The sequence below is a fragment of the Streptomyces lothianensis genome (genome assembly GCF_047779955.1).
GTDB lineage: Bacteria > Actinomycetota > Actinomycetes > Streptomycetales > Streptomycetaceae > Streptomyces.
Genome location: NZ_JBLMKT010000041.1, coordinates 142,347 through 167,368, shown reverse-complemented (window position 1 = coordinate 167,368; position 25,022 = coordinate 142,347). Strand labels below are relative to the sequence as shown.

The window sequence follows — 25,022 nt, the reverse complement described above, 5'->3', positions numbered from 1 at the left end:
AATCGGAGTCATGCAGAACGCAGCGGGGGCCACCGGCTCCAGAGGAGACGGTGGCCCCAAGGTGAGCGGTGGCCCCAAGGTGAGCAGCAGTACGGCGAGCGGTGGCTCGGTAAGTGGCGGCGGGGCGAGTGGCGGCCCGGCGAGTGGCGGGCGGCGGCAGGCCACCAAGGCGAAGTTGTACGAGGCAGCCGTGACGCTCATCGCGGAGCAGGGCTTCTCGGCGACCACGGTCGACGAGATCGCCGAACGCGCGGGCGTCGCCAAGGGCACCGTCTACTACAACTTCGCCAGCAAGGCCGAACTCTTCGAGGAGCTGCTCCGCTACGGCGTGGGCCTGCTCACCGAGTCGCTGCAGCGCGCGGCGGACGAGACGGCCCGCGAGGGCGGCTCGAAGGTCGCCGCCCTCGACGCGATGATCCGTTCGGGCCTCGACTTCATCGCCCGCTACCCGTCCTTCACCCAGCTGTACGTGGCGGAGCTGTGGCGCACCGGACGCGCCTGGCAGTCCACGCTGCTCGTCGTACGGCAGCAGGCGGTCGCCGTGGTCGAGGGGGTGCTGCGCGAAGGCGTCGCGGACGGTGAGCTGAGCGAGGAGATCGACATCCCGCTGACCGCGGCGGCTCTCGTGGGCATGGTCCTCGTGGCCGCGCTCGACTGGCAGGCCTTCCAGCCGGAGCGCTCGCTCGACGAGGTGCACGCGGCGCTTTCGCGGCTGCTGCAGGGACGGGTGGCGGGCGGCCTGGCCTGAGAAGCTGTTGTCGAACCCCTCTCCGGGCCCGAGGGGTCTGATCCGAAGCGGGGTTCAACATCAGCTTCTGACGGCCCGGCGCGCCGCTCGCCCCCGTTCCGTCCGGGGTGCCGCACCGTTCCGCCGCCCCGTGTCGGCGGTGCCGGTGCCGCTCCCCGTCCGTGCCTCCCACTCTTCCGTCCGCGCAGGCCGGGCCCCATCCGCGCACGTACTCATCTCGCGTACTAGGTACAGATACTCAGACGTGCGTACCCATCCCCGGGACGCGCCGAAAACCCACTGGTTACGATCACGTCCGTGTCCGTACTCCCCCTGGTGTTCACAAGCGGCTGGGCCAGCGGCATCAACGCGTACGCGGTGGTGCTCCTGCTCGGCGTCTTCGGCGCGACCGGCGTGAGCGACGAGGTACCGGCCGCCCTGCAGCGCACCGACGTGCTCGTCGCGGCGGGCGTCCTCTTCCTCTGCGACACGGTCTGCGACAAGATCCCCTACGTCGACTCCTTCTGGGACGCGGCCCATACGGTGATCCGGCCCGTGTCCGGAGCAGTCGTCGGTGCACTGCTCGCCGGGCAGTCCGGCTCGCTCTCCGACCTCACGGCCGGGGCGGTCGGCGGGACGACCGCGCTGGCGAGCCATGCCGTGAAGGCGGGGACACGGATGGCGATCAACACCTCGCCGGAGCCGTTCAGCAATGTGATCACGAGCGCGGCGGAGGACCTCGGGGTCGCCGCGCTCATCTCCTTCGCCATGTTCTACCCGAAGGCCGCGGCGATCATCGCGGCCGTGCTCCTGGTCCTGGGCCTGGCCATACTGTTCTTCCTCGCCCGCCGCATCCGCCGCTTCCTTCGGCGGCGCGCACAGCGGCGGGAGGAGAAACGGCTGGCCCGGGCGGGCGGCGGGCCCTCGCAGGCGGGGGGCCGAAGACCGTCGCAGGCGGGCGGCCGAGGACCGTCGGGCCGGGGTTAGGGGGCCGCTCAGGGCCGTCGGCGGCCCGGGGCACAACGCCCGGTACAGTCCACCGCATGGCACACATCGTGGTGATCGGCGCAGGTATGGGGGCGATGGCGGCTTCCGCGCGGCTGGCCGTCGCCGGGCACCAGGTCACCGTGTTCGAGCGGGACGAGACCTACGGCGGGTCCGTGCGGCAGGTCGAGCGGGACGGCTTCCGCTTCGATGCCGGGCCCGGGCTGCTTCCGCTGCCCGCCGTCTACCGTGATCTGTTCATCAAGACCGGCAAGCAGCCGCTCGAGGACTGCGTCGAACTCGTACAGGTCGATCCCGCCGTCCGGCACGTCTTCCCCGACGGCACCTCGCTCGACGTCCCCAACGCCTCCCGCGCGGGCGCGGTCGAGGCCATCGAGGCGGCCCTCGGGGGCGGCAGCGGTGAGCGCTGGGCCTCGTTCCTGACCCGGGCCCGCGAGGCCTGGGACCGCACCCGCAGGCCGCTGCTCGAGGAGCCGCTCTGGCAGGACTGGCGGGTGCTCGGCGAGCGTGACCCGTATCCCGCCGTCCGCAGGGCGGGCCTGCTGCGCAGGCGGCCGCCCACGTTCGCCGAGGCGATGCGGCACGAGCTTGCCGATCCGCGGCTGATCGCCCTCGTGGAGAGCTCCGTGCTCGCGTACGGGCTCGATCCGCGGAGCGTGCCGGCGAGCGCCGCCGTGCTCCCGTACATGGAGCAGGCCTTCGGCACCTGGTACGTGCGCGGCGGGATCCGCGAGCTGGCCCGCGCCGTGTACGAGCGGTGCCTGCAGCGCCGGGTGCGGTTCACGTTCGGCGCCGAGGTCGTGCGTATCGTCGAGAAGGACGGGCACGCGGCCGGGGTCGAGCTGGCAGACGGCAGCGTGCACGAGGCCGAGTACGTCGTCGCCGGGGCCGATGCGGGCCGACTCACCGGGCATGCCCTGCAGGCCCCGGGCGAGGACGCGGTGCTCGACACGGGACGGGCCCGTCCCGGACGCTGCACGGTGCTGCTCGCCCTGTCCGGCGTACGGGAGGAGGGTGCGGCCCATCGGACCGTCGTGCACACCCCCGGCCGCAAGGCCGAACTCGATGCCCTGACGGGCGGCTCGCGGACCGGCTGTACCCCGACCGTGACCGTGCTGCGGCCCGGCGATCCGGCGCTGGTGCCGGAAGCGCACGAGGGTGCTGCGGGACACGAGGGTGCTGCGGGGCACGAGGGTGCTGCGGGGCGCGAGGGTGTGGTCCTGTCCGCCGTCGTGCACGAGGCCGCCGGTGCCAAGGACTGTGCGGAGCGCATGATCACCGCCGCCGAGCGGGCCGTTCCCGGGCTGCGCGAGCGCCTCCTGTGGCGCGAGGTGCGTACCGGCGGGCCGGTCCCCCACCCCTCCCTGGCCGGCGGCGACGCCCGCTTCCTCCACCCGTCGAACACGACCCGGCTGCCCGGTCTGTACCTCGCCGGCGGCTGGGCCCACCCCGGCGGCGGACTGCCGCACGCCGGGATGTCCGGCGCCCTGGTCGCCGGTCTGATCGTCGAAGGGCCGGACTTCCGGGGCTCACAGTGAGCCCCGGCCGTCCGGCCCGCGCGTATCGGTAACGGCAGCGGCATTAGCACTGGTACTGGCACTGGCTCTGGCCAGTAGCGCTCAGTGCCTCCACTGCTCAGTAGCGGTATTGCTGCTCGTTGTACCCGGTGTCGTACGCGTCCTGCTGGTAGGGCTGATAGCCCGGCTGCTCGGGCGGCAGGCCGCCGGCGAAGGTCTCGTCCCCGTTGCGTTGCTGCGGCACCCAGACCCCGTCGGGCGGGGTGCCGTCGCCGTAGGCGCCCTGCTGGTACTGCGGGTACTGGCCGCTGTCGTAGCCCTGCTGCGACTGCTGGCCGCCGTACGTCTCGTACTGGCCGGTGTCGTAGGGCTGCGAGCCGATGTACGGGTCCGAATAGGCCGCGTAGCTCTGCTGGCCCTGCTGGTCGTAGCCGTAGGCCTGCTGGGTGTAGGCATCGTCGTACCCGCCGTAGCCGTACCCGGAGGCGTCGGCGGAAGCGGCGGCCGGCTGCTGCGGGTAGCCCTGTGCCGCGGCGTCGTCGTAGATGCCGTAGCTGCCGGTGTCATCGGGCATCGGCTCGGTCGCGTAGAGCGAGGGCTGCTGCTGCGCATACGAGGGCTGCTCCTGCGGGTAGCCGTCGTCACTCCCGTAGGCTCCGGGCCCGCCGAAGACGGACTCCGGCTCGTCGTAGCCGGAGTCGCGGTCGTCGTAGCGGGCAGCGCGGTCGTCGTAGCCGGGAGCGGTGTCGTCGTAGCCAGGAGCGGAGTCGCCATGGGGGGCGGCCGCCGGCTCGTGTCCCTCGCGCTCGCCCGCGTCCTCGTCACCGTACTCCGCCTCGTATTCGAGTTCCGAGACCTCGAGCGTCGGATCGTCGCCGGGCACGCCCTTGCGGCGGCGGCTCTCCCCCGGGCTGCCGCCGATGGCCCAGCCGGTCGAGAAGCCGCGGCGGAACGAGAGGGTCACATACGTCTGGCCGACGGCGAAGGCCATGGCTCCCGCCCCGATCACGTACACGGAGGGGATCAGCACGCCGAGCACCACGCCGAGGAAGCCGCCGAAGGCGAGCAGCCGCCAGCGCAGCCGCGCCTTGTACTGCAGCAGCACTTCGCCGAGCAGCCACAGCGCGACCAGTCCGAACGCGATGTAGAGGACCGTCCAGCCCATGTACGCCCCTCTCCTACGGCCCGCCGCGTAGGGGTGTGCGGCTGCGCCGGTTCAGGCCTGTGGGTTGTGCAGGCCCAGATTCTCGTAGATTTCCAGAGCCGCGGTGGAGTTGTTCAGGGTGATGAAGTGCAAACCGGGCACTCCCTCGGCCTTCAGCCGGGCACCGAACTCCGTGGCGAACTCGATGCCAATGGAGCGTACAGCCGCGGGGTCGTCTTTGGCTGTGAGGATCCGCTCTTTCAGTCCGGGATGGATCATCGCGTTGCTCAGCTGCGGCAGTCGTTCCAGCATCCGCACGCTTGTGACCGGCATGATCTCCGGGATGATCGGCGTTTCGCAGCCGGCCGACTCCACACGGTCACGGAGTCGCAGATATTCCTCGGGGTGGAAGAACATCTGGGTAATCGCGTAATCGGCGCCCGCGCGGCATTTGTCGACGAAATGACGTACGTCCGCATCCCAGTCGGGCGAGCGGGGGTGCATGGCCGGGAAGGCCGCCACACCGACGCAGAAGTCGCCGGACTCCTTGATGAGACGGACCAGTTCGGCCGCGTACGTCAGCCCCTTGGGGTGCTTGACCCACTCGCCCATCGGGTCGCCGGGCGGGTCGCCGCGGACCGCGAGGATGTTGCGGATCCCGGCGTCGGCGTACTGGCCGATGATGTTGCGCAGTTCGGCCACCGAGTGGTCGACGGCGGTCAGATGCGCGACCGGTGTGAGCGTGGTGTCGGCGACGATCTGCTCGGTCTCCGAGACGGTGCCCGCGCGGGTCGAACCGCCGGCTCCGTAGGTCACCGAGACGAAGTCGGGGGCCACCGCCTCCACGCGGCGCAGCGAGGTCCACAGGTTCCGCTGCCCCTTCTCGGTCTTGGGCGCGGAGAACTCGAAGGACAGCGTGGTCTTGCCGGTCGCGAGCATCTCGCGGACCGTGCGCGCGCGATCCATCCTGGTGGAAGCGGTACCGAGGGCCATACCGGCAGGTTAGTCACGCCGCGTGCGCACCCCAACCGCGGGCGGGGATTATGCGGTTTTTGCCGGGTTTCCGTCCACCCCTTGGACAGTTATGCGGCCCGCAGGCGCTCGGCGAACTCGGCGCTCGCAGCGGCCGGGTCCTCGGCCTCGGTGATCGCGCGCACGACGACGACCCGGCGCGCGCCCGCCTCCAGCACCTCGTCCAGATTGCCGAGGCCGATCCCGCCGATGGCGAACCAGGGGCGGTCCGTGCCGAGTTCGGCGGTGTGCCGGACCAGGTCGAGGCCGGGGGCGTGACGGCCGGGCTTGGTGGGGGTGGGCCAGCAGGGGCCGGTGCAGAAGTAGTCCGCGCCGGGCTGGGCGGCGGCCGCCTCCGCCTCGGAGTCGGCGTGCGTGGAGCGGCCGATGAGGACGTCCTCGCCGAGGATCGCGCGGGCGGCGTGAACCGGCAGGTCGCCCTGGCCGAGGTGGAGGACGTCGGCGCCTGCGGCGTGCGCGACGTCGGCGCGGTCGTTGACCGCGAGGAGCTTGCCGTGGCGGCGGCAGGCCTCGGCGAAGACGGCGAGGTGCTCCAGCTCCTCGGCGGCCTCCATGCCCTTGTCGCGCAGCTGCACGATGTCGACGCCGCCGCCGAGTGCGGCGTCCAGGAACTCGGGGAGGTCGCCCTGGCGCCTGCGGGCGTCCGTGCACAGGTAGAGCCGGGACTCGGCGAGCTGGGCGCGGCGCGTTGCTGCGGTGACGGGCATGGATCCCCCTCGGTCGCGGCGCACGGGCCCCGCGGCCGGGGCGCCTTCCGGTCGGTTCCGGTCGGTCCCGGGCGTGGGGCCCGCATGCCTGCTGTTGCTGTGCTGTACGCGGATGTCAGCCGTACACGAACGTCAGCCGTGCGTGGCTCGCTGCCGTGCTCGGCTCGCCGCCGTGCTCGGCTGTCAGACGGGCTCGGCTGTCAGACGGGCTCGGCTGCCAGACGGGCTCGACTGTCAGACGGGCTCGACTGTCAGACGGCGAGCGCCTGGGCGCGGCGCTTCACCTCCGTGCCGCGATTCTCGCTCAGGGCCTGTGCGGGGGTGCCGGGCAGGGTGTCATCCGGGGTGAAGAGCCATTCGAGGGCCTCTTCGTCGGTGAAGCCGTCGTCCTTCAGCAGGGTCAGCACACCGGGCAGCCCCTTGACGATCTTGTAGCCGTCCTCGGCGTTGCCGTCGATGAAGGCGGCGGGCACGTGCAGTGCCTTGTTCTCCCCACGGCGTACGGCGAGCAGCCGGCCTTCGCGGACATGCTGCCGCACACGCGTCACCTCGACGCCGAACATTTCGGCGATCTCGGGGAGGTTGAGCCACGCGGGGACGAGAGCATCGGTTTTTGCGTCAATCTCGGTCACGGACCAAGGGTGCCATGTTTTGGGGGTACAGGTGGGGGCTGACGCCCCCCACACCCCCGCGGCTCTACTCGCGTGCCGTCTTCTTCAGGGGAACCGACGGGTCCGTGATCCGGGCCGCGTCCAGCGGGATGCCGGATTCGATCAGTTTGCGGGACTGGGCCAGGTCGCGGGGACGGCCGACCGCGAGGGTGGCGACCAAGGCGTCGTCGCGGAGCCAGCAGACCGACCAGGCCGGATCACCGGGGTCGCCGCGCCACAGCATCGTGTCCGCGGCGGCATGGTGGCCCGCGTACTGGACGAAGCGGCCGAACTGTTCGGACCAGAAGTACGGGACCGGGTCGTAGACGGCGGGCTGCGTGCCGAGGATGTTGGCGGCCACGGTGCGCGGGCCCTGGAGGGCGTTGTCCCAGTGGTGGATCAGCAGGCGCCGCCCGTATCGCGCCGAGGGGAACGAGGCGCAGTCGCCGACCGCGTACACGTCCGGGGCCGAGGCCCGCAGCGAGGCGTCGGCGAGGACCGCGCCGTCCGGGCCGAGCTCGATGCCCGAGCCGGTGAGCCAGCCCGTCGCCGGACGTGCGCCGATGCCGACGACCACCGCACCGGCGGGCAGCCGCGTGCCGTCGGACAGCACGACCGCGCCCGGTTCGACGGACTGGACGCGGACCCCGGTGCGCAGCGCCGCGCCCGCCTCCTCGTACCAGTGCGCCATCGGCGCCGCGACCTCGCCGGGCAGCGCCCCGGCCAGCGGCCGGTCCGCCGCCTCGACGACGGTCACCGCGCAGCCCGCATCCCGGGCCGCGGTCGCGAACTCGGCACCGATCCAGCCCGCGCCCACCACCACGATGTCGTGCTGCTCGGCGAGCACGGGCCGCAGCCGCTGCGCATCGTCGAGAGTGCGCAGCAGGTGCACGCCGGGTACGCCTTCCGCCCCGGGCAGCCGCAGCGGTTCCGCCCCGGTGGCGAGGACGAGGGTGTCGTACGGGATGGGCCCGTGCGGGCTGTCGACCTCGTGTGCGTCGGTCCGCAGGCCGGTGACCTCGCGACCGAGCCGGAGTTCGACGCCGAGGGCGGGGAAGTCCACCTCAAGGGCCGAGCCCTCCGCCTTCCCGAGCAGCACCGCCTTGGACAGCGGTGGCCGGTCGTAGGGCTGGTGGGGTTCCGCGCCGATCAGGGTGACCGGCCCTTCGTAGCCCTGTTCGCGCAGGGCCACCGCCGTCTGCACGCCGGCCATCCCCGCACCGGCGATGACGACGCCGTGCTGCTTCCCGGGTACCTGACTCTGCTCGTTCACCCGATCACCTTAATCAACTGACGATCCGTCAGGAAGAGTGCCGCGGAAGCAGGCGCCCACCGCACGCCCTCTGGATACGCCCGGCCCCTCGCACCGGATACGCCCAGCCCCCTGCACCGGAAGCGCCCGGCCCCTCGCGGGTGTCCGGCGGAGCTCCCCTTCAAGCGAGCCGGACCTGAGGCTAAGGTGGCCAACGTAACTCGCGGGAGCCCGGACGTGCCGGGCTGAGAGGGAGGCGGCGGCCTCCGACCGTATGAACCTGATCCGGGTCATGCCGGCGAAGGGAGGGGCTCGACACCCATGTCACGCTTGCCCACCGACATCAATACCCACACCCGTACGCCCTGTGACGTCCTCGTCGTGGGGGGCGGCATCATCGGCCTCGTGACGGCCTGGCGCGCCGCGCAGCGGGGCCTGCGCACCGCCGTCGTGGATCCGTCACCCGGCGGCGGTGCCGCCCAGGTCGCGGCGGGGATGCTCGCCGCCGTCACGGAACTTCACTACGGCGAGGAAACCCTGCTCGCCCTCAACCTGGCCTCGGCCGCGCGCTACCCCGCCTTCGCCGCCGAACTCACCGAGGCGAGCGGCGAGCAGCTCGGCCACCGCCGCTGCGGCACCCTCTCGGTCGCGCTGGACGCCGACGACCGCGCCCATCTGCGCGAGGTGCACGCCCTGCAGCAGCGCTCGGGCCTCACCTCCCAGTGGCTCTCGGGCCGCGAGTGCCGCCGTCTGGAGCCGATGCTCGCGCCGGGGGTCCGGGGCGGGCTGCGGGCCGACGACGATCACCAGATCGATCCGCGCCGGCTGGCGAAGGCCCTGGTCATCGCCTGCGAGCGGGCGGGTGTCCGCTTCCACCGCCAGTGGGCCGAGCGGCTGACGGTGGTACGCGACCGGGCCACCGGAGTCGTGCTCGCGGACGGCACCGACGCGGCCGCCGGGCAGGTGGTGCTCGCGGGCGGCAGCCACAGCGGGCGGCTCGCCGGTCTGCCCGCCGAGGTCGCCGTGCCGGTCCGCCCCGTCAAGGGCCAGGTGCTGCGGCTGCGGATGCCTGCCTCGTACCCGCCGTTCCTGCAGCGCACGGTGCGTGCGGTGGTGCGCGGCAGCGCGGTGTATCTCGTGCCGCGCGAGGACGGCGAGCTGGTCGTCGGGGCCACGAGCGAGGAACAGGGCTACGACACGACGGTCACCGCGGGCGGGGTGTACGAACTCCTGCGGGACGCCCACGAGTTGCTGCCGGGCATCACGGAACTCCCGCTGGTCGAGACCCGCGCGGGCCTGCGCCCGGGATCACCGGACAACGCGCCGCTGATCGGCCCGAGCCTGCTGCCCGGGCTGCTCTTCGCGACCGGGCACTACCGCAACGGTGTACTGCTCACCCCGGTGACCGGGGACGCGATGGCGCACGCGCTGACGACCGGGGAACTCCCCGAGGAGGCGCGGCCCTTCAGCCCGAAGCGTTTCGGAGCACGTCTGGAGCACACCGTATGAACGAGAGAGCCGGGCACGTGAACGAGACCACCGGGCACGTGAACGAGGCCACCGGGCACGTGAACGGGACCTCCGGGCAGGCCGGCAAGGCCCCTGGGCAGGTGATCGCCGTGCAGGTGAACGGCGAGACGCGCGCGGTGGCGGACGGCAGCACGCTCGACACGCTCGTCGCCGCCTTCACCACGGCGCCCACCGGAGTGGCCGCCGCGCTCAACGAGAGCGTCGTGCCGCGCGGTGCGTGGCCGCGCACCGCACTGTCCGCAGGGGACCGTGTCGAGGTCCTGACCGCCGTACAGGGAGGCTGACGACATGGCCGACGATCCTCTCGTCATCGGGACGCGCAGTTTCGCCTCCCGTCTGATCATGGGTACGGGCGGTGCGCCGAGCCTCGACGTGCTCGAACGCTCCCTCACCGCCTCCGGTACGGAGCTGACGACCGTGGCGATGCGCCGGGTCGATCCCGGCACCAAGGGTTCGGTGCTCTCGGTGCTCTCCGCGCTCGGCATCGAGGTGCTGCCGAACACGGCGGGCTGTTTCACGGCCGGTGAGGCGGTGCTCACGGCGCGCCTCGCGCGCGAGGCACTCGGCACCGATCTGGTGAAGGTCGAGGTCATCGCCGACGAGCGCACGCTGCTTCCGGATCCGGTGGAGACGCTGGACGCCTGCGAGATGCTCGTCGACGACGGCTTCACCGTGCTGCCGTACACGAACGACGACCCGGTCCTCGCGCGGAAGCTGGAGGACGTCGGCTGCGCGGCCGTCATGCCACTCGGCTCGCCGATCGGCTCCGGGCTCGGCATCCGCAATCCGCACAACTTCCAGCTGATCGTGGAGAACGCGGGGGTTCCCGTGATTCTCGACGCGGGGGCCGGTACGGCCTCGGACGCGGCGCTCGCGATGGAGCTGGGGTGTGCGGGGGTGATGCTCGCCTCCGCAGTGACGCGGGCGCAGGAGCCGGTGCTGATGGCGGAGGCGATGCGGCACGGGGTCGAGGCGGGCCGCCTCGCCCACCGGGCCGGTCGTATTCCCCGCCGGCACTTCGCGGAGGCGTCCTCGCCCAGGGAGGGGCGGGCCCGGCTGGATCCGGAGCGGCCCGCGTTCTGACGGCGTCCGAAAACCGCCGGACACCCCCAGGCGCCGCCGGGACGCCGCCGGGGCCGGGGGTGGGTCGGCGCCGAACGTCACAGCTCGGACCCAGTCCCACCCCGGTCAGCCGACCACACCTGCCGCGGCTCGTAGACTCTGCGCGTGGACACGACCCTTCAGGACCCTCTCGTCGGGCAGGTGCTCGACGGCCGGTACCGGATCGACGCTCGGATCGCGGTGGGCGGGATGGCCACGGTCTACCGGGCCGTGGACACCCGCCTCGACCGCGTGCTCGCCCTCAAGGTGATGCACCCGACGCTCGCCGCCGACGCCGCCTTCGTCGACCGTTTCATCCGCGAGGCGAAGTCCGTGGCCCGCCTCGCGCACCCCAATGTGGTCGCCGTCTTCGACCAGGGCGCCCAGGGCGCGTACGTCTATCTCGCGATGGAGTACGTGGCGGGCTGCACCCTGCGCGACGTGCTGCGCGAGCGCGGCGCCCTGCAGCCGCGCGCCGCGCTCGACATCCTGGAGCCGGTGCTCGCCGCGCTCGGCGCCGCGCACCGCGCGGGCTTCGTGCACCGCGACATGAAGCCCGAGAACGTCCTGATAGGGGATGACGGCCGGGTCAAGGTCGCCGACTTCGGGCTCGTACGCTCCGTGGACACGGTGACGAACACCACCGGAGCCGTCCTCGGCACGGTCTCCTACCTCGCGCCCGAGCAGATCGAGCGCGGCATCGCCGAGCCCTCCGTCGACGTCTACGCCTGCGGCGTGATGCTCTACGAGATGCTCACCGGCACCAAGCCGCACGCCGGCGAATCGCCCGCCCAGATCCTCTACAAGCACCTGCACGAGGACGTGCCGCCCCCGTCGGCCGCCGTCCCCGGCCTCCCCGTCGACCTCGACGAACTCGTCGCCACCGCGACCGCCCGCAGCCCCGAGCTGCGCCCCTACGACGCGGTGGCGCTCCTCGGCAGCACCCGGCAGGCGCGCGCGGCACTGAGCGAGGCGCAGCTGGACGCGGTGCCGCCGGCCGCCTTCGACCAGCCGGCGGAGCACGATATCGCCGAGGACCGTACGAGTGTGATCCCGCGCGCGGTGCCGCGGCCGCTGCCCGCCGACGAGGACCGGCTCAACCGCACCAGCCGCCTGGAGATGCCGCCCGCCGGGCCGCCGCAGGCGCCGGCCGGCCGGCGCGCGGCTCCGACGCGGCCCGGACGGCGCGGGATGTACACGGTGATCGCCGCCGTGCTCCTGGCCATCGGCATCGGTACGGGCGTCTGGTACATCAACTCCGGGCAGTTCACGCAGGTCCCGCTGATCCTTGCGAAGAGCGAGGCCGACGCCCGCAAGCGGCTTGAGGACGCCGGGCTGCGCGTGGACGAGCAGGTGAACGAGGAGTACAGCAACACCTACGAGCGCGGCCAGGTCATGGGCAGCGATCCCGAGCAGGGCAAGCGCATCCGCGAAGGCGGCACCGTCACGCTGACCGTCTCGCTCGGGCAGCGGATCGTGCGGGTGCCGGACGTCAGCGGCTCGACGCTCGCCGAGGCGAAGCAGAAGCTGGCCAAGGCCGGCCTCGAAGCGGGCGCGGTCACCCGGGAGTTCAGCGGCGAGGTGCCCAGCGGCAGCGTGATCCGCACCGACCCGTCCTCCGGTACGCGGCAGCAGTCGGGCACGACCGTCGAGCTGACCGTCAGCAAGGGCGAGCCGATCGAGGTGCCGGACGTCACCGGGGAGACCCCCGACGAGGCGCGTGACGAGCTGCGGCGGGAGGGCCTCAAGGTCGAGATCGCCCCGGAGCGCGTCTACTCCGATCACGACAAGGGCCTGGTCGCCGAGCAGACACCCGGCAGCGGTGCCTCGCTCGGCAAGGGCGAGACCATCACGCTGACGCTGTCCAAGGGCCAGGAGATGATCGAGGTGCCCGATGTGACGGGCCTGAAGGTCGGCGAGGCAAGGACCGCCCTGGAGGCCAGGGGCTTCAAGGTCGACGAGGACCGCGGCTTCCTGGGCCTCTTCGGCGACACGGTGGACAGCCAGTCGGTGCAGGGCGGCGAGGAGGCCCCGAAGGGTTCGACGATCACGATCAAGATCCGCTGACCCCGGGGGGTGTGGGGGCGCAGCCCCGATGCCCGGGCGCCCCCCGTCGCGCGAACGGCCCCGTGACACCCTGGGAAACGTGAGCACACGTAACCCTGTGGGGAGCCACGTCCCCGTCGCCGGCGGCCTCGCCACCAAAGGCCTCGCATACGCGAGGGAACTGCGCTGCGAGACCGTCCAGGTCTTCGTGGCCAATCCTCGCGGCTGGGCCACGCCGCCCGGCAGTCCCGCCGAGGACGAGGCCTTCCGCGCGGCCTGCGCGGAGGAATCGCTCCCGGCGTACATCCACGCGCCGTACCTGATCAACTTCGGCTCCCACTCCCCCGAGACCGTCGAGAAGTCCGTCGCATCGCTGCGCCACTCCCTGCGCCGCGGCCGGGAGATCGGCGCGCTCGGCGTCGTGGTGCACACCGGCTCCGCCACGCAGGGCCGCGACCGGGCGGAGGCCCTCGCGCAGGTACGCAGCCGTATGCGGCCGCTCCTCGACGAGCTGACGCACGACGACGATCCGTACCTGCTGCTCGAATCGACCGCGGGCCAGGGGCACTCGATCTGCTCACGCACCTGGGACTTCGGACCGTACTTCGACGCCCTCGACCACCACCCCAAGCTCGGCATCTGCCTCGACACCTGCCACATCTTCGCCGCGGGCCACGACCTCACGGGCCCGCACGGGGCGCGGCAGACGCTGGACGGGCTGGTCGAGGCGGTCGGCGCAGGGCGTCTGAAGCTGATCCACGCCAACGACTCCAAGGACGTCGTGGGCGCGAAGAAGGACCGGCACGCCAACATCGGCCAGGGCCACATCGGCGAGGACGCCTTCCGCGCCCTGATGCGACACCCGGAGACGGCGGGCGTGCCGCTGATCATCGAGACACCGGGCGGGCAGTCGGGGCACACCGCGGATGTGGAGCTCCTGAAGAAGCTGCGGGACGGGTGAGGCGGAGGGATCACAAAGCCTTGCTGGAATACCCCAGGGGGGTATACGGTTCCTATCATCGACAGGAACCGCTACCTGACGTTGGGGGCCAGCAGTCATGCAGCACGACACGCACGAGGCACACCAGCACCACCAGGACCACCAGCAGCGGCACGGTGAGCACTCGGGCCACGGCGACCACTCCGGTCACAGCACTCACGGGGACCACGCCGGACACGACGACCACTCCGCCCACCACGGCCACGGCAAGGTCTCCTGGGCCATGGCCGCCAAGGCCACGCTGCACTGCCTCACCGGCTGCGCCATCGGCGAGGTGCTCGGCATGGTCATCGGCACCGCGCTCGGCTGGGGCACCGCCCCCACGATGGCCCTGGCGATCGTGCTCGCCTTCTTCTTCGGCTACTCGCTGACGCTCTTCGCGGTGGTCCGCGCCGGCGTCTCGCCGAAGGCCGCGATCGGCGTCGCACTCGCCGCCGACACCCTCTCCATCACCGTGATGGAGATCGTCGACAACGGGGTCATGCTCGCCGTACCGGGCGCCATGGAGGCGCACCTCGGTGACGCGCTCTTCTGGGGCGCTCTGGCCTTCGCCTTCGCGGTCGCCTTCATGGTCACGACCCCGGTCAACAGGTGGCTGATCGGCCGCGGCAAGGGCCACGCGGTGGTGCACCAGTTCCACTGAGCACCGGGGCCGGCAACCGACAACCGCAGAGAAACCAGGATCAGAGCTCGGGGCCGTCCCCGGGCTCTTCCTGGTACGAGTAGCGCTGCTCACGCCAGGGATCGCCGATGTTGTGGTAACCGCGCTCCTCCCAGAAGCCACGGCGGTCGGCGGTCATGTACTCGACCCCGCGGACCCATTTGGGGCCCTTCCACGCGTACAGATGTGGCACCACGAGCCGCAGCGGGAAGCCATGCTCGGCGGTGAGCACCTCGCCGTCGCGGTGCGTGGCGAAGATCGCCTGCTCGGAGAGGAAGTCGGCGATCCGCAGATTCGAACTGAATCCGTATTCGGCCCACACCATCACATGGGTGACATCGGGCGCGGGCGGCGCGAGTTCCACGATGGCGCGGGCCGGGACACCGCCCCATTCGGCGCCCAGGACGGAGAATTTGGTGACGCAGTGCAGATCGGCCGTGACCGAGCCGTACGGCAGGTCGCCGAACTCCTCGTGCGTCCAGCAGTGCTTCTCGCCGTCGGCGGTGGCGCCGAAGACCCTGAACTCCCAGCGCTCGGGCCGGAATTTCGGCACGGGCCCGTAGTGGGTGACCGGCCAGCCCCGCTGTAGCCGCTGCCCCGGAGGAAGCTCGTGCTGCTTCGTTTCGCGGCTGTCCGGCTGACCCATGCCTCCATGATGACAGCCCGCGGAGGGTGAACGTGACCAGGTCTGCACCGATTCGGGCAACTCCTACTAAGCATGCACTTACTGGACGGTCCGACGAGGCGGTGCAAAGATGCGGCGCACCTGCCCCCGAAACGCGCTTGGAAGGAGCCTCTGCGATGCAGGGCGACCCCGAGGTCATCGAATTCCTCAACGAGCAGCTGACCGCTGAGCTCACGGCCATCAACCAGTACTTTCTGCACGCGAAGATGCAGGAGAACTTCGGCTGGACGAAGCTCGCGAAGTACACGCGGCACGAGTCCTTCGACGAGATGAAGCACGCGGAGGTGCTCACCGACCGGATTCTCTTCCTGGACGGCCTGCCGAACTACCAGCGGCTCTTCCATGTACGGGTGGGCCAGACGGTCACCGAGATGTTCCAGGCCGACCGGCAGATCGAGGTCGAGGCGATCGACCGGCTCAAGCGCGGCATCGAGGTCATGCGCGCCAAGGGCGATGTGACCTCGGCGAACATCTTCGAATCGATCCTGGAGGACGAGGAGCACCACATCGACTATCTCGACACCCAGCTTGAGCTGGTCGAGAAGCTCGGTGAGGCGCTGTACATCGCGCAGCTGATCGAGCAGCCGGAGGGCTGAGTACGACCGAAGCGGCCGGGTGGGGCCGGGAGGTCCGCGAGGAGGGAACGGGCGTCACGGCCCGGCGGGCCGCTCAGGCGGCTTCGTCGAGCGACTCGCCCAGTGCGTTCTCGGGGGCCAGCGCGGCCACCGCGTTGCCCTGCTCGACGAGCTCGCGCCGCGGGCAGGCGCCCCGGCCGAGGATCGACTGGATACGGCGCACGCAGGACCCGCAGTCCGTGCCGGCCTTGCAGGCGGAGGCTATCTGCCGCGGAGTGCAGGCGCCGGCGTCAGCGTGCTGCTTGACCTGCTTTTCCGTGATGCCGAAGCACGAGCAGACGTACACGCCGTTCACCTCCCGAAGACAGGCCCTGGTTGCGCTCTCCCGATGATCGGTGAGGCTAACCTAACCTTACCCGGCTCGCCTGATGTGCAAAAGCAGTGTGGGGCGCGGATCCATGTGATCCGCGCCCCACGCCCGCTTCAGGAGGTCGTGCCGTTACTGGTCCCGGTACATCTCCGCGACAAGGAAGGCCAGGTCAAGGGACTGGCTGCGGTTCAGGCGCGGGTCGCAGGCCGTCTCGTAGCGCTGGTGCAGATCGTCGACGAAGATTTCGTCGCCGCCGCCCACGCACTCGGTGACATCGTCACCGGTGAGCTCGACGTGGATGCCGCCCGGGTGCGTGCCGAGCGCCTTGTGCACCTCGAAGAAGCCCTTGACCTCGTCGAGGACATCGTCGAAGCGGCGGGTCTTGTGGCCCGAGGCAGCCTCGAAGGTGTTGCCGTGCATCGGGTCGGTGACCCAGGCGACGGTGGCCCCGGAGGCCGTGACCTTCTCGACCAGGGTGGGCAGCTTCTCGCGGATCTTGTCCGCGCCCATCCGCACGATGAAGGTCAGCCGGCCCGGCTCGCGGTCCGGATCCAGGCGGTCGATGTACGTGAGCGCCTCCTCCGGGGTGGTCGTCGGGCCCAGCTTGATGCCGATCGGGTTGCGGATCTTCGAGGCGAACTCGATGTGCGCGCCGTCCAGCTGACGGGTGCGCTCGCCGATCCAGACCATGTGCCCGGACACGTCGTAGAGCCGGCCGGTACGCGAGTCCACGCGGGTCAGCGCCGACTCGTAGTCGAGCAGCAGCGCCTCGTGCGAGGAGAAGAACTCGACGGTCTTGAACTCCTCGGGCTCCGCGCCGCAGGCCCGCATGAAATTCAGCGCGTTGTCGATCTCGCGGGCGAGCTGCTCGTAGCGCTGCCCGGAGGGCGAGGACTTCACGAAGTCCTGGTTCCATGCGTGCACCTGGTGCAGGTCGGCGTAGCCGCCGGTGGTGAAGGCGCGCACCAGGTTCAGCGTCGAGGCGGAGGCGTGGTACATCCGCTTCAGGCGCTCGGGGTCGGGGACGCGGGCCTCGGCACTGAAGTCGAAGCCGTTGACGGAGTCGCCGCGGTAGGTCGGCAGGGTCACGCCGTCGCGGGTCTCGGTGTCCTTGGAGCGCGGCTTCGAGTACTGGCCGGCGATCCGGCCCACCTTCACGACCGGCACGGAGGCCGCGTACGTGAGGACGGCACCCATTTGGAGCAGCGTCTTGAGTTTGTTGCGGATATGGTCGGCCGACACCGCGTCAAAGGCCTCGGCACAGTCGCCGCCCTGCAGCAGGAACGCCTCACCCTTGGCCACAGCGGCCATCCGGTTGCGCAGCTGATCGCACTCGCCTGCGAAGACGAGCGGGGGATACGACTCGAGGTCCGCGAGCACATCGCGCAGAGCCTCGGCATCGGGGTACGTGGGCTGCTGCGCCGCGGGAAGGTCTCGCCAGGTGTTGCCACCGTTCGCGGTGGTCTTAGCGTTCACGGTCACCTCGTCAACATTACGGGGTTCGTCCCCCTGTCCATGCCGCGGACCAAGGAATGAGACGCAAGGCACTGCCTGTGGCCGGGTCCGTCGCACGGGTTCGTGGATGCTCCGACGCACCGGGCCGCGGATGCGCTAGGGTCGGCGCCATGTTCGCGCATTCGACGTACAACTGGTGGTGGACCGCTCATCCGGCGGCCCACTGACTGCGCGTTCCACGACTCGCGAAGGCCGCCCGAGGGGCGGCCTTCTTCGTTGGTCCAGGCCGTTCCTCCCCGAGATCCGCTCCGGAAGGAACCCACACCATGGACGACCAGATCAGCCGACTTGTCGACTCCTCGACCCCCTTCGCCCTGCTGCGCCGCCGCACTCCCGGCCGTGACCACGACACGGTCGAGCTCCTGGTCGGGGAGATGCACGAGGCGCAGCTGCTCGCCGACCTCCCGGATACCGGCGAGCAGCCGCTGCTCGCCCTCGTCCCCTTCCGCCAGATCTGTGAGCGCGGCTTCGCGGTGACGGACGACGGCACGCCGCTGTCGTACCTGGTCGCCCGCGAGTCCTACGAGATGAGCCTGGCCGATGCGCTCGACCGGCTGCCCGCGCACGAGGTGCGGGTGCGGGACGGGGCCTTCGACCTCGACGACGACACGTACGCGGGGATCGTCGAGCGGGTGATCCGGGAGGAGATCGGGCAGGGCGAGGGCGCCAACTTCGTCATCCGGCGGACGTACGAGGGCGAGATCCCCGGCTTCTCCCGCGCCGACGCCCTCGCACTCTTCCGGCGGCTGCTCGACGGCGAGCGGGGCGCGTACTGGACGTTCGTGGTCCACACCGGGAACCGGACGCTGGTTGGCGCGAGCCCCGAGGTGCATGTGCGCATGACGGGCTTCAGCGAGCGCGAAGCGCTCTCGGCTGAGGGCGGTGGTGGGCGACGGGCGGGCGGCACGGTCGTCATGAACCCGATCAGCGGCACCTACCGCTATCCCGCCGAGGGCCCCACGGCCGATGGCCTGCTCGCTTTCCTCGCCGACGGCAAGGAGCGCGCCGAGCTGTCCATGGTGGTGGACGAGGAACTGAAGATGATGTGCACGGTCGGCGACCAGGGTGGAGTGGTGGTCGGGCCGCGGCTCAAGGAGATGGCGCATCTCGCGCACACCGAGTACGAGCTGCGCGGGAAGTCGAGCCTCGATGTGCGCGAGGTGCTCAGGGAGACGATGTTCGCGGCCACCGTCACCGGATCCCCGGTGGAGAACGCCTGCCGGGTGATCCGCCGGCACGAGGAGGGCGGCCGCGGCTACTACGCGGGCGCCCTGGCGTTGATCGCCCGGGATTCGGGCGGCGCCCGCACCGTCGACTCCCCCATCCTGATCCGCACGGCCGACATCGCGGCCGACGGCCGTCTGCGGGTACCGGTCGGCGCCACTCTCGTACGGGACTCGGTGCCGGCGAACGAGGTGGCCGAGACACACGCCAAGGCGGCCGGGGTGCTCGCCGCGCTCGGGGTCCGCCCGGGGCGCCCGCGCGCCGAGCACGCGCGGCCCGGGCTCGGCGCGGACCCCCGGGTGCAGGAGGCGCTGGACTCGCGGCGCGGCTCCCTCGCGCCGTTCTGGCTGCGGATGCAGGAGCGGAGCGGCGAGCTGAGCGGGCATGCGCTGGTCATCGACGGCGAGGACACCTTCACCGCGATGCTCGCCCATGTCCTGCGCTCCTGTGGCCTGACCGTCACCGTCCGGCGGTACGACGAGCCGGGCGTACGGGAGGCGGCGCTCAGTCACGAGGGGCCGCTCGTTCTGGGCCCCGGCCCCGGGGATCCCTCGGACACCACCGATCCGAAGATGCGCTTCCTGCGCGAGCTGACCGCCGATCTCGTCCGGGTCCACCGGCACGGGCTGCTCGGGGTCTGCCTCGGCCATGAGCTGCTCGCGGCGGAGCTGGGCCTTGAGATCGTGCGCAAGCAGGTGCCGCACCAGGGGGCGCAGACCCGGATCGTGCTCTTCGGGCGGCCCGAGACGGTCGGCTACTACAACTCCTTCACCGCGGTCTGCGACGAGGAACAGGCGGCCGAGCTCGCGGCACACGGCGTCGAGGTGAGCCGCAGCACCGGCAGCGGTGAGGTACACGCGCTGCGCGGGCCCGGGTTCGCCGGGGTGCAGTTCCATCCCGAGTCGGTGCTGACGCTGCGCGGGGCCGCGGTGGTGCGGGAGCTGGTGGAGTCGGTGCGGGCGACGGTCCGCGTGTGAGGCGTGTTCTGAGGCGTGTACGGCGGCCCGGGCCGGGCCGCCGTATATTCGCGCATATCGCTGTTCGCGCGTATCAGGGCAAAGCCTCAGGAATCGGGAGCAGGGCGTGGAGATCCTGGCATTCGGCGTACAGGCCGACGAGAAGCCGCTCATCGAGAAGGCCTTCGAACCGCACCACGACATCCGCTGCCTCGATGTCTTCCTCAACGAGGACACCGCACCCATCGCCGCGGGCTACGAGGTCATCTCGACCAGCGTCAACGCCAGCCTCGGCAACCGTGTCCTGCAGACCCTGGCGGCCGGCGGCACCCAGATGGTCGCCCAGCGCTCCACCGGCTTCAACAACATCGACCTACAGGTGGCCGAGCGCCTGGGCCTGACCGTCGCCCGCGTCTCGCACTACTCGCCGTACTCGGTCGCCGAGTTCGCCTGGACCCTCGCGATGGCGGTCAACCGCCGGATCGTGCGTGCCTCCAACCGCACCCGCGACTTCGACTTCCGCCTCGACGGCCTGATGGGCCGGGATCTGCGCGGCCGCACCGCGGGCGTGCTCGGCACCGGCAAGATCGGCGAGGCCTTCACCCGGATCGCGCACGGCTTCGGCATGAACCTGCTCGGCTGGGACGTGACGCAGAACCCGGCCTGCGTCGAACTCGGCATGAAGTACGTCGGCAAGGAGCAGCTGCTCGCCGAATCCGACCTGGTCAGCCTGCACGTACCGCTGCTGCCGGCCACGCAGCACCTCATCGACGCCGCCGCACTGGGCTCGATGAAGGACGACGCGATCCTGGTGAACTCGAGCCGCGGCGGCCTCATCGACTCGGAGGCACTGGTCGCCGAGCTGCGGCGGGGGCGCTTCACGGGCGTCGGTCTCGACGTGTACGAGGCGGAGGCCGGCCTGTTCTTCCTGGACCGGTCGGTGCAGGGCGTCGAGGACGACGTCCTGGCCCGGCTCGTCACGTTCCCGAACGTCGTGGTCACCTCGCACCAGGCGTACTACACGCTGGACGCGCTCGAGCAGATCATCGCCACGACGCTGCAGAACATCCTCGACTACAAGGCGGGGCGGCGCGGCGAGAACGTCCTCGTGCCCGCCGCGCCGAAGACCGCCTGACCGAGGGCCGCCTGGCCGAGGGCCGCCTGACCGAAGACCGCCTGACCGGAGACCGCCTGACCGAGGGCCACCCGGTCGGTGTCCACCTGGCCGGACCGCTCAGCCGACGAATAGCCATGGCAGCTCAGGACCCGGGCGCCCCTCAGCCGAAGAAGACGCCGACCTCCCGGTACAGCTCCGGGTTCACGGTCTTCAGCCGCGCCGTCGCCTCGGAGATCGGGACGCGCACGATGTCCGTGCCGCGCAGCGCGACCATCGTGCCGAAGTCCCCGTCCCGTACCGCCTCGATGGCGTGCAGCCCGAAGCGGGTGGCGAGCCAGCGGTCGAAGGCGCTCGGGGTGCCGCCGCGCTGGACGTGGCCGAGGACCGTGGTGCGGGCCTCCTTGCCGGTGCGCCGCTCGATCTCCTTGGCCAGCCACTCGCCGACGCCGGAGAGCCGGACATGCCCGAAGGAGTCGAGCGACTGGTCCTTGAGCACCATGTCGCCGTCCTTGGGCATCGCGCCCTCGGCGACGACGACGATCGGCGCGTACGAGGCCTTGAAGCGGGAGGTGACCCAGCCGCAGACCTGGTCGAGGTCGAAGCGCTGCTCGGGGATGAGGATGACGTTGGCGCCGCCTGCGAGCCCGGAGTGCAGGGCGATCCAGCCGGCGTGCCGGCCCATCACCTCCACCACGAGGACCCGCATATGCGATTCGGCGGTGGTGTGCAGGCGGTCGATGGCCTCGGTGGCGATGCCGACGGCGGTGTCGAAGCCGAAGGTGTAGTCGGTGGCGGACAGGTCGTTGTCGATGGTCTTCGGTACGCCGACGACCGGGATGCCGTACTCGTCGGTGAGCCGGGCCGCGACGCCGAGGGTGTCCTCGCCGCCGATCGCGATCAGCGAGTCCACCTCGTACTTGGCGAGGTTCTCCTTGATACGGCGGATCCCGTGCTCCGCCTTGAACGGGTTGGTGCGCGAGGAGCCGAGGATGGTGCCGCCGCGGGGCAGGATGCCGCGTACGGCGTGGATGTCGAGCGGCACGGTGTCGCCTTCGAGCGGACCGCGCCAGCCGTCGCGGAAGCCCAGGAAGCCGTAGTCGTACTCCTGGACGCCCTTGCGGACGATGCCGCGGATGACGGCGTTGAGCCCGGGACAGTCGCCGCCACCGGTCAGCACGCCGATCTTCTTCGCCGCCATGGGAATCCCTTCGCCACGTTCGCTGTGTGAGCCGTCACGCTAATGGTGATCCGGCTCACATCGCGGTGTCGAGGGCGTCAACTGCCTTGGGGCGCCTGATAGTTGATCAGCGCATTTCACCCGTACGAGGGGAACGCGCGACCGGCCGTTGCCACTGCTCTCCGCGCGTCGTCCAGGCCCCGCTACGCGTCGTCCAGGCCCCGCTCTATCGCGTACCGCACCAGCTCCACGCGGTTGTGCAGCTGGAGCTTGCCCAGGGTGTTCTGGACGTGGTTCTGGACCGTGCGGTGCGAGATGACCAGGCGTTCGGCGATCTGCTTGTAGCTGAGGCCCTTGGCGACCAGGCGCAGCACCTCGGTCTCACGCTCGGTGAGCTGCGGGGCCTTCGGCTCGTCGGGGGTGGCGGGCACCGGCTCGGTGGCGAGGCGGCGGTACTCGCCGAGCACGAGGCCCGCGAGGCCGGGCGTGAACACCGGATCGCCGACGGCGGTGCGGCGGACCGCTTCGATCAGCTCGTCCGTGGAGGCCGACTTCAGGAGGTAGCCCGTGGCTCCGGACTTGACGGCCTCCAGGACGTCCGCGTGCTCGCCGCTCGCCGACAGGACGAGGACCCGCAGCTCGGGATCGGCGCCCACCAGTTCCTTGCAGACCTGTACGCCGGGCTTGAGCGGCAGGTTGAGGTCGAGGACCAGGACATCGGGCGCCGCGGCCCCGGCCCGGCGCACCGCCTGCTCCCCGTCGCCCGCCGTGGCCACCACGTCGAGGCCGGACTCGGCCAGATCGCGGGCGACCGCATCGCGCCACATCGGATGGTCGTCGACCACCATCACCCTGATCGGCTTCTCCGTCATCAGCTCGCCTTCCCCCGCGGGACTCGTAGTTCCACTTCCGTACCCTGCCCCGGCACCGAGATCAGCTCGGCGCCGCCGCCGATGTCGCGCAGCCGCCCGCGGATCGACTGCGCCACGCCCAGCCTGCCCTCGCCCTCGGCCTGCGCGAGCCGGCCCTCCGGGATACCGGGGCCCTCGTCGCGCACCGTCACGATCACTTCGTCGGTCCAGTCCTCGACCAGGATCCAGGCCCGCGCGTCCTCGCCCACATGCGTGCGCACATTGTCCAGTGCGGCACCGACAGCGGCCGCGAGCTCGCGCGCGGCGGCGGGCGGGAGCAGTACGGGTGCGCCCGGTTCGGAGAGGGTGACACGGGAGCCGGCATAGGAGGACAGCAGGCTGCGGATATCGCGCGGCAGGTCGTCGGGGTCCTCGTCGGGCTCCTCCACAACCCGTACGAACGCGCCCTGCCCGGCGTCCTGGGACACCCGCGAGGCGGGCATGACCCCGCCCGCGACCAGGGTGCGCAGCGCGACCTCCTGCTCTCCGGCCATCCGGCCGAGCTCGGCCGCCTCGCCGCCGAGCGCGGTACCGCGGCGCTGCACCATGGCGAGCACCTGCAGCACGTTGTCGTGGATGTCGCGGGCGAGCCGCTCGCGTTCACGGGTCGCGGCCTCGATCTCCAGGGCACGGGCCAGGGTGCGCTCGGAGGCGCGGGCAACCTCCACCACGTATCCGATCCCTATCGAGGCGATGCAGACGAGCAGCACGTTGTGCAGGGTGTCCTGGCTGGGTGAGCCGCGCTCGATGATGTTCACGATGCCGACGAGGACGGAGGCGAGGGCGGCCCAGCGCCAGCCGCCCTTGATCGCGTACGCGATCACGGCGCCCGCCGTCCAGATCGACGGGAGGGTGGGCCCGCCCGCGGCGATCCGTTCGGCGGAGTCGGCGAGCGGGGTGAGCAGGATGCCGGTGAGCGCGATGCCCAGGTCGATGACGAGGAAGCGCTTGGTGCAGGCCGCGGCGTTCGAGACGAAACGCAGGGTGGCGAGGGTCCAGGGGGCGAGGACCGCGTAGTAGGCGATCGCCACGGTGGGGTGGTCGAAGTCGTCGTACGCGGAGAGGAACAGGACGATCGCGTACACCATCGTGCCGATGCGGTACGCGGCGAGGGCACGCCAGAGGGGAAGTTCGACGGACATCCTCATCACGCGCTCGCGCCTGGCCATGTTTCCCCCCTCCCTGCCCCCGTAGAGCCCGATACGGACCGGCCCTGTTCCTGGTCCCGGCCCTTCCTGGCCTCTTACGCCTCGCCCGCAGCCTTGCCCTTCCTGTCGGCCTTGCCCTTCCTGTCGGCCTTGCTCGCCTTGTCGGCCTTGCCGGCGGCCTTCTCCAGCTCCGCCTTCTTCTTGGCCTCCTCCGCGATCTGCCGCTTGGCGGCCGTCGCGTACATGTCCACGTACTCCTGGCCGGAGAGCTTCATGATCTCGTACATGACCTCGTCCGTCACCGAGCGGAGGATGAAGCGGTCGCCCTCCATGCCCTGATAGCGGCTGAAGTCCAGCGGCTTGCCGATCCGGATGCCCGGGCGCATCAGCTTGGGCCGCACCTGGCCGGGCGGCTGGATCTTCTCGGTGTCGATCATCGCGACCGGGATCACCGGGGCGCCGGTGGCCAGTGCCACCCGGGCGAGGCCGCCGGGCTTGCCGCGGTAGAGGCGTCCGTCCGGCGAGCGGGTGCCCTCGGGGTAGATGCCGAAGAGCTCGCCGCGCTCGACGACCTCGATGCCGCTCCTGATCGCTGCCTCACCGGCGCCGCGGGCGCCCGAACGGTCCACGGGGAGCTGGCCGATGCCCTTGAAGAAGGCGGCCGTGAGCTTGCCCTTCACGCCGGGGCTGTTGAAGTACTCGGCCTTCGCGATGAAGGTGACCCGGCGGTCGAGCACCGCGGGCAGGAAGAAGGAGTCAGAGAAGGACAGGTGGTTGCTCGCGAGGATCGCGGGCCCCTCGGCGGGAATGTGCTCGAGCCCCTCGACCCAGGGCCGGAACACGGTCTTCAGGCCCCCTCCGACGGTGAGCTTCATGAACCCGTAGATCAACGCGATGCCTTTCTCGTATCGTCACCCCGACCTTAACCCGTCACCCGCCTGCGCTCCTTCCCGGACGACGGTCCGCAGCCCG

At 71.1% G+C, this 25,022-nt stretch carries 25 protein-coding genes and 1 riboswitch; of the genes, 13 read left to right on the top strand and 12 right to left on the bottom strand.

Features of this window, described 5'->3' with window-relative positions:
- Nucleotides 1-79: 79 nt before the first annotated feature.
- The 3 genes from ACLF6P_RS15430 (at nt 80) to ACLF6P_RS15420 (ending at nt 3,270) form a co-directional block, all read left to right on the top strand.
- On the top strand, nt 80-748 hold the full coding sequence (locus ACLF6P_RS15430) for a TetR/AcrR family transcriptional regulator (protein WP_415950957.1): 669 nt from the start codon (nt 80-82) through the stop codon (nt 746-748).
- Nucleotides 749-1,045: 297 nt separating this feature from the next.
- Nucleotides 1,046-1,714, top strand: a complete 669-nt coding sequence (locus ACLF6P_RS15425; RefSeq protein WP_415950842.1) for a DUF4126 domain-containing protein — start codon at nt 1,046-1,048, stop codon at nt 1,712-1,714.
- A gap of 56 nt (nt 1,715-1,770) precedes the next feature.
- Nucleotides 1,771-3,270 carry a phytoene desaturase family protein gene (locus tag ACLF6P_RS15420; RefSeq protein WP_415950841.1) on the top strand — a complete coding sequence of 500 codons (1,500 nt, stop codon included), beginning with the start codon at nt 1,771-1,773 and terminating at the stop codon, nt 3,268-3,270.
- A gap of 97 nt (nt 3,271-3,367) precedes the next feature.
- Here ACLF6P_RS15420 and ACLF6P_RS15415 read toward each other — a convergent pair whose 3' ends face one another.
- From ACLF6P_RS15415 to ACLF6P_RS15395, 5 genes are all read right to left on the bottom strand, one after another.
- The gene (locus ACLF6P_RS15415; protein ID WP_415950840.1) at nt 3,368-4,414 is read right to left on the bottom strand and encodes a hypothetical protein; all 1,047 of its coding nucleotides are present in this window, start codon (nt 4,412-4,414) and stop codon (nt 3,368-3,370) included.
- Between the two features lie 51 nt (nt 4,415-4,465).
- Complete coding sequence (gene metF / locus ACLF6P_RS15410) at nt 4,466-5,386, bottom strand: methylenetetrahydrofolate reductase [NAD(P)H] (RefSeq protein ID WP_415950839.1); 921 nt, start codon at nt 5,384-5,386, stop codon at nt 4,466-4,468.
- 89 nt (nt 5,387-5,475) lie between these two features.
- On the bottom strand, nt 5,476-6,132 hold the full coding sequence (gene thiE / locus ACLF6P_RS15405; RefSeq protein WP_415950838.1) for a thiamine phosphate synthase: 657 nt from the start codon (nt 6,130-6,132) through the stop codon (nt 5,476-5,478).
- 251 nt (nt 6,133-6,383) lie between these two features.
- Nucleotides 6,384-6,764, bottom strand: a complete 381-nt coding sequence (locus ACLF6P_RS15400) for an Rv2175c family DNA-binding protein (RefSeq protein WP_415950837.1) — start codon at nt 6,762-6,764, stop codon at nt 6,384-6,386.
- Between the two features lie 64 nt (nt 6,765-6,828).
- The gene (locus ACLF6P_RS15395; protein WP_415950955.1) at nt 6,829-7,995 is read right to left on the bottom strand and encodes an NAD(P)/FAD-dependent oxidoreductase; all 1,167 of its coding nucleotides are present in this window, start codon (nt 7,993-7,995) and stop codon (nt 6,829-6,831) included.
- Between the two features lie 252 nt (nt 7,996-8,247).
- Nucleotides 8,248-8,359, top strand: a riboswitch (TPP riboswitch).
- On the opposite strand from ACLF6P_RS15395, the gene thiO reads away from it, so the two are divergent.
- From thiO to ACLF6P_RS15365, 6 genes are all read left to right on the top strand, one after another.
- On the top strand, nt 8,356-9,543 hold the full coding sequence (gene thiO, locus ACLF6P_RS15390; protein WP_415950836.1) for a glycine oxidase ThiO: 1,188 nt from the start codon (nt 8,356-8,358) through the stop codon (nt 9,541-9,543). Its footprint overlaps the riboswitch before it by 4 nt.
- Nucleotides 9,544-9,602: 59 nt before the next feature.
- Complete coding sequence (thiS, locus tag ACLF6P_RS15385) at nt 9,603-9,848, top strand: sulfur carrier protein ThiS (protein WP_415950954.1); 246 nt, start codon at nt 9,603-9,605, stop codon at nt 9,846-9,848.
- 4 nt (nt 9,849-9,852) lie between these two features.
- Nucleotides 9,853-10,647 (top strand): thiazole synthase, encoded by a 795-nt coding sequence (locus tag ACLF6P_RS15380; protein ID WP_415950835.1) that lies wholly within the window; start codon nt 9,853-9,855, stop codon nt 10,645-10,647.
- Nucleotides 10,648-10,791: 144 nt separating this feature from the next.
- Nucleotides 10,792-12,732, top strand: a complete 1,941-nt coding sequence (gene pknB / locus ACLF6P_RS15375; RefSeq protein ID WP_415950834.1) for a Stk1 family PASTA domain-containing Ser/Thr kinase — start codon at nt 10,792-10,794, stop codon at nt 12,730-12,732.
- 28 nt (nt 12,733-12,760) lie between these two features.
- The gene (locus ACLF6P_RS15370) at nt 12,761-13,672 is read left to right on the top strand and encodes a deoxyribonuclease IV (RefSeq protein WP_415950832.1); all 912 of its coding nucleotides are present in this window, start codon (nt 12,761-12,763) and stop codon (nt 13,670-13,672) included.
- 97 nt (nt 13,673-13,769) lie between these two features.
- The gene (locus ACLF6P_RS15365) at nt 13,770-14,354 is read left to right on the top strand and encodes a DUF4396 domain-containing protein (protein ID WP_415950831.1); all 585 of its coding nucleotides are present in this window, start codon (nt 13,770-13,772) and stop codon (nt 14,352-14,354) included.
- Nucleotides 14,355-14,394: 40 nt separating this feature from the next.
- On the opposite strand, the gene ACLF6P_RS15360 is transcribed toward ACLF6P_RS15365, so the two are convergent.
- The gene (locus ACLF6P_RS15360; RefSeq protein ID WP_415950830.1) at nt 14,395-15,018 is read right to left on the bottom strand and encodes a sulfite oxidase-like oxidoreductase; all 624 of its coding nucleotides are present in this window, start codon (nt 15,016-15,018) and stop codon (nt 14,395-14,397) included.
- Nucleotides 15,019-15,173: 155 nt separating this feature from the next.
- Between ACLF6P_RS15360 and bfr the strand changes: the two genes are divergently transcribed.
- Entirely contained in the window at nt 15,174-15,653 is a 480-nt protein-coding gene (bfr, locus tag ACLF6P_RS15355; RefSeq protein ID WP_415950829.1) for a bacterioferritin, read from the top strand.
- Nucleotides 15,654-15,726: 73 nt separating this feature from the next.
- Here bfr and ACLF6P_RS15350 read toward each other — a convergent pair whose 3' ends face one another.
- Together ACLF6P_RS15350 and ACLF6P_RS15345 are read right to left on the bottom strand one after the other, a co-directional pair.
- Nucleotides 15,727-15,987 carry a (2Fe-2S)-binding protein gene (locus ACLF6P_RS15350; RefSeq protein WP_415950827.1) on the bottom strand — a complete coding sequence of 87 codons (261 nt, stop codon included), beginning with the start codon at nt 15,985-15,987 and terminating at the stop codon, nt 15,727-15,729.
- Between the two features lie 144 nt (nt 15,988-16,131).
- Complete coding sequence (locus tag ACLF6P_RS15345) at nt 16,132-17,484, bottom strand: class II 3-deoxy-7-phosphoheptulonate synthase (protein ID WP_415950826.1); 1,353 nt, start codon at nt 17,482-17,484, stop codon at nt 16,132-16,134.
- Between the two features lie 50 nt (nt 17,485-17,534).
- Between ACLF6P_RS15345 and ACLF6P_RS15340 the strand changes: the two genes are divergently transcribed.
- The 3 genes from ACLF6P_RS15340 to ACLF6P_RS15330 all read left to right on the top strand — a co-directional run bounded on the left by ACLF6P_RS15340 (nt 17,535) and on the right by ACLF6P_RS15330 (nt 20,832).
- Nucleotides 17,535-17,684: a trp operon leader peptide gene (locus ACLF6P_RS15340; RefSeq protein ID WP_415950825.1), complete on the top strand. Its 150-nt coding sequence runs from the start codon at nt 17,535-17,537 to the stop codon at nt 17,682-17,684.
- Between the two features lie 99 nt (nt 17,685-17,783).
- Nucleotides 17,784-19,718 carry an anthranilate synthase family protein gene (locus ACLF6P_RS15335; protein WP_415950824.1) on the top strand — a complete coding sequence of 645 codons (1,935 nt, stop codon included), beginning with the start codon at nt 17,784-17,786 and terminating at the stop codon, nt 19,716-19,718.
- A gap of 106 nt (nt 19,719-19,824) precedes the next feature.
- Nucleotides 19,825-20,832 carry a 2-hydroxyacid dehydrogenase gene (locus ACLF6P_RS15330; RefSeq protein WP_415950823.1) on the top strand — a complete coding sequence of 336 codons (1,008 nt, stop codon included), beginning with the start codon at nt 19,825-19,827 and terminating at the stop codon, nt 20,830-20,832.
- A gap of 142 nt (nt 20,833-20,974) precedes the next feature.
- On the opposite strand, the gene ACLF6P_RS15325 is transcribed toward ACLF6P_RS15330, so the two are convergent.
- The 4 genes from ACLF6P_RS15325 to ACLF6P_RS15310 form a co-directional block, all read right to left on the bottom strand.
- Nucleotides 20,975-22,012 (bottom strand): 6-phosphofructokinase, encoded by a 1,038-nt coding sequence (locus tag ACLF6P_RS15325; protein WP_415950822.1) that lies wholly within the window; start codon nt 22,010-22,012, stop codon nt 20,975-20,977.
- A gap of 182 nt (nt 22,013-22,194) precedes the next feature.
- On the bottom strand, nt 22,195-22,863 hold the full coding sequence (locus ACLF6P_RS15320) for a response regulator (protein ID WP_415950821.1): 669 nt from the start codon (nt 22,861-22,863) through the stop codon (nt 22,195-22,197).
- A complete protein-coding gene (gene macS / locus ACLF6P_RS15315) occupies nt 22,863-24,071 on the bottom strand; it encodes a MacS family sensor histidine kinase (RefSeq protein ID WP_415950820.1) in 1,209 nt (402 codons plus the stop codon). The genes ACLF6P_RS15320 and macS overlap by 1 nt, the downstream gene beginning before the upstream one ends.
- Nucleotides 24,072-24,145: 74 nt before the next feature.
- Complete coding sequence (locus ACLF6P_RS15310) at nt 24,146-24,925, bottom strand: lysophospholipid acyltransferase family protein (protein ID WP_415950819.1); 780 nt, start codon at nt 24,923-24,925, stop codon at nt 24,146-24,148.
- Nucleotides 24,926-25,022: the final 97 nt, after the last annotated feature.

Bases quoted from the DNA above. Each gene is read 5' to 3' on its own strand.
- ACLF6P_RS15420 (WP_415950841.1), top strand. From the start codon at position 1,771: ATGGCACACATCGTGGTGATCGGCGCAGGTATGGGGGCGATGGCGGCT.
- ACLF6P_RS15415 (WP_415950840.1), bottom strand. From the start codon at position 4,414: ATGGGCTGGACGGTCCTCTACATCGCGTTCGGACTGGTCGCGCTGTGG.
- metF (WP_415950839.1), bottom strand. From the start codon at position 5,386: ATGGCCCTCGGTACCGCTTCCACCAGGATGGATCGCGCGCGCACGGTC.
- thiE (WP_415950838.1), bottom strand. From the start codon at position 6,132: ATGCCCGTCACCGCAGCAACGCGCCGCGCCCAGCTCGCCGAGTCCCGG.
- ACLF6P_RS15395 (WP_415950955.1), bottom strand. From the start codon at position 7,995: ATGGCCGGCGTGCAGACGGCGGTGGCCCTGCGCGAACAGGGCTACGAA.
- thiO (WP_415950836.1), top strand. From the start codon at position 8,356: ATGTCACGCTTGCCCACCGACATCAATACCCACACCCGTACGCCCTGT.
- ACLF6P_RS15380 (WP_415950835.1), top strand. From the start codon at position 9,853: ATGGCCGACGATCCTCTCGTCATCGGGACGCGCAGTTTCGCCTCCCGT.
- ACLF6P_RS15370 (WP_415950832.1), top strand. From the start codon at position 12,761: ATGCCCGGGCGCCCCCCGTCGCGCGAACGGCCCCGTGACACCCTGGGA.
- ACLF6P_RS15365 (WP_415950831.1), top strand. From the start codon at position 13,770: ATGCAGCACGACACGCACGAGGCACACCAGCACCACCAGGACCACCAG.
- ACLF6P_RS15360 (WP_415950830.1), bottom strand. From the start codon at position 15,018: ATGGGTCAGCCGGACAGCCGCGAAACGAAGCAGCACGAGCTTCCTCCG.
- bfr (WP_415950829.1), top strand. From the start codon at position 15,174: ATGCAGGGCGACCCCGAGGTCATCGAATTCCTCAACGAGCAGCTGACC.
- ACLF6P_RS15340 (WP_415950825.1), top strand. From the start codon at position 17,535: ATGAGACGCAAGGCACTGCCTGTGGCCGGGTCCGTCGCACGGGTTCGT.
- ACLF6P_RS15335 (WP_415950824.1), top strand. From the start codon at position 17,784: ATGGACGACCAGATCAGCCGACTTGTCGACTCCTCGACCCCCTTCGCC.
- ACLF6P_RS15325 (WP_415950822.1), bottom strand. From the start codon at position 22,012: ATGGCGGCGAAGAAGATCGGCGTGCTGACCGGTGGCGGCGACTGTCCC.
- ACLF6P_RS15320 (WP_415950821.1), bottom strand. From the start codon at position 22,863: ATGACGGAGAAGCCGATCAGGGTGATGGTGGTCGACGACCATCCGATG.
- macS (WP_415950820.1), bottom strand. From the start codon at position 24,071: ATGGCCAGGCGCGAGCGCGTGATGAGGATGTCCGTCGAACTTCCCCTC.
- ACLF6P_RS15310 (WP_415950819.1), bottom strand. From the start codon at position 24,925: ATGAAGCTCACCGTCGGAGGGGGCCTGAAGACCGTGTTCCGGCCCTGG.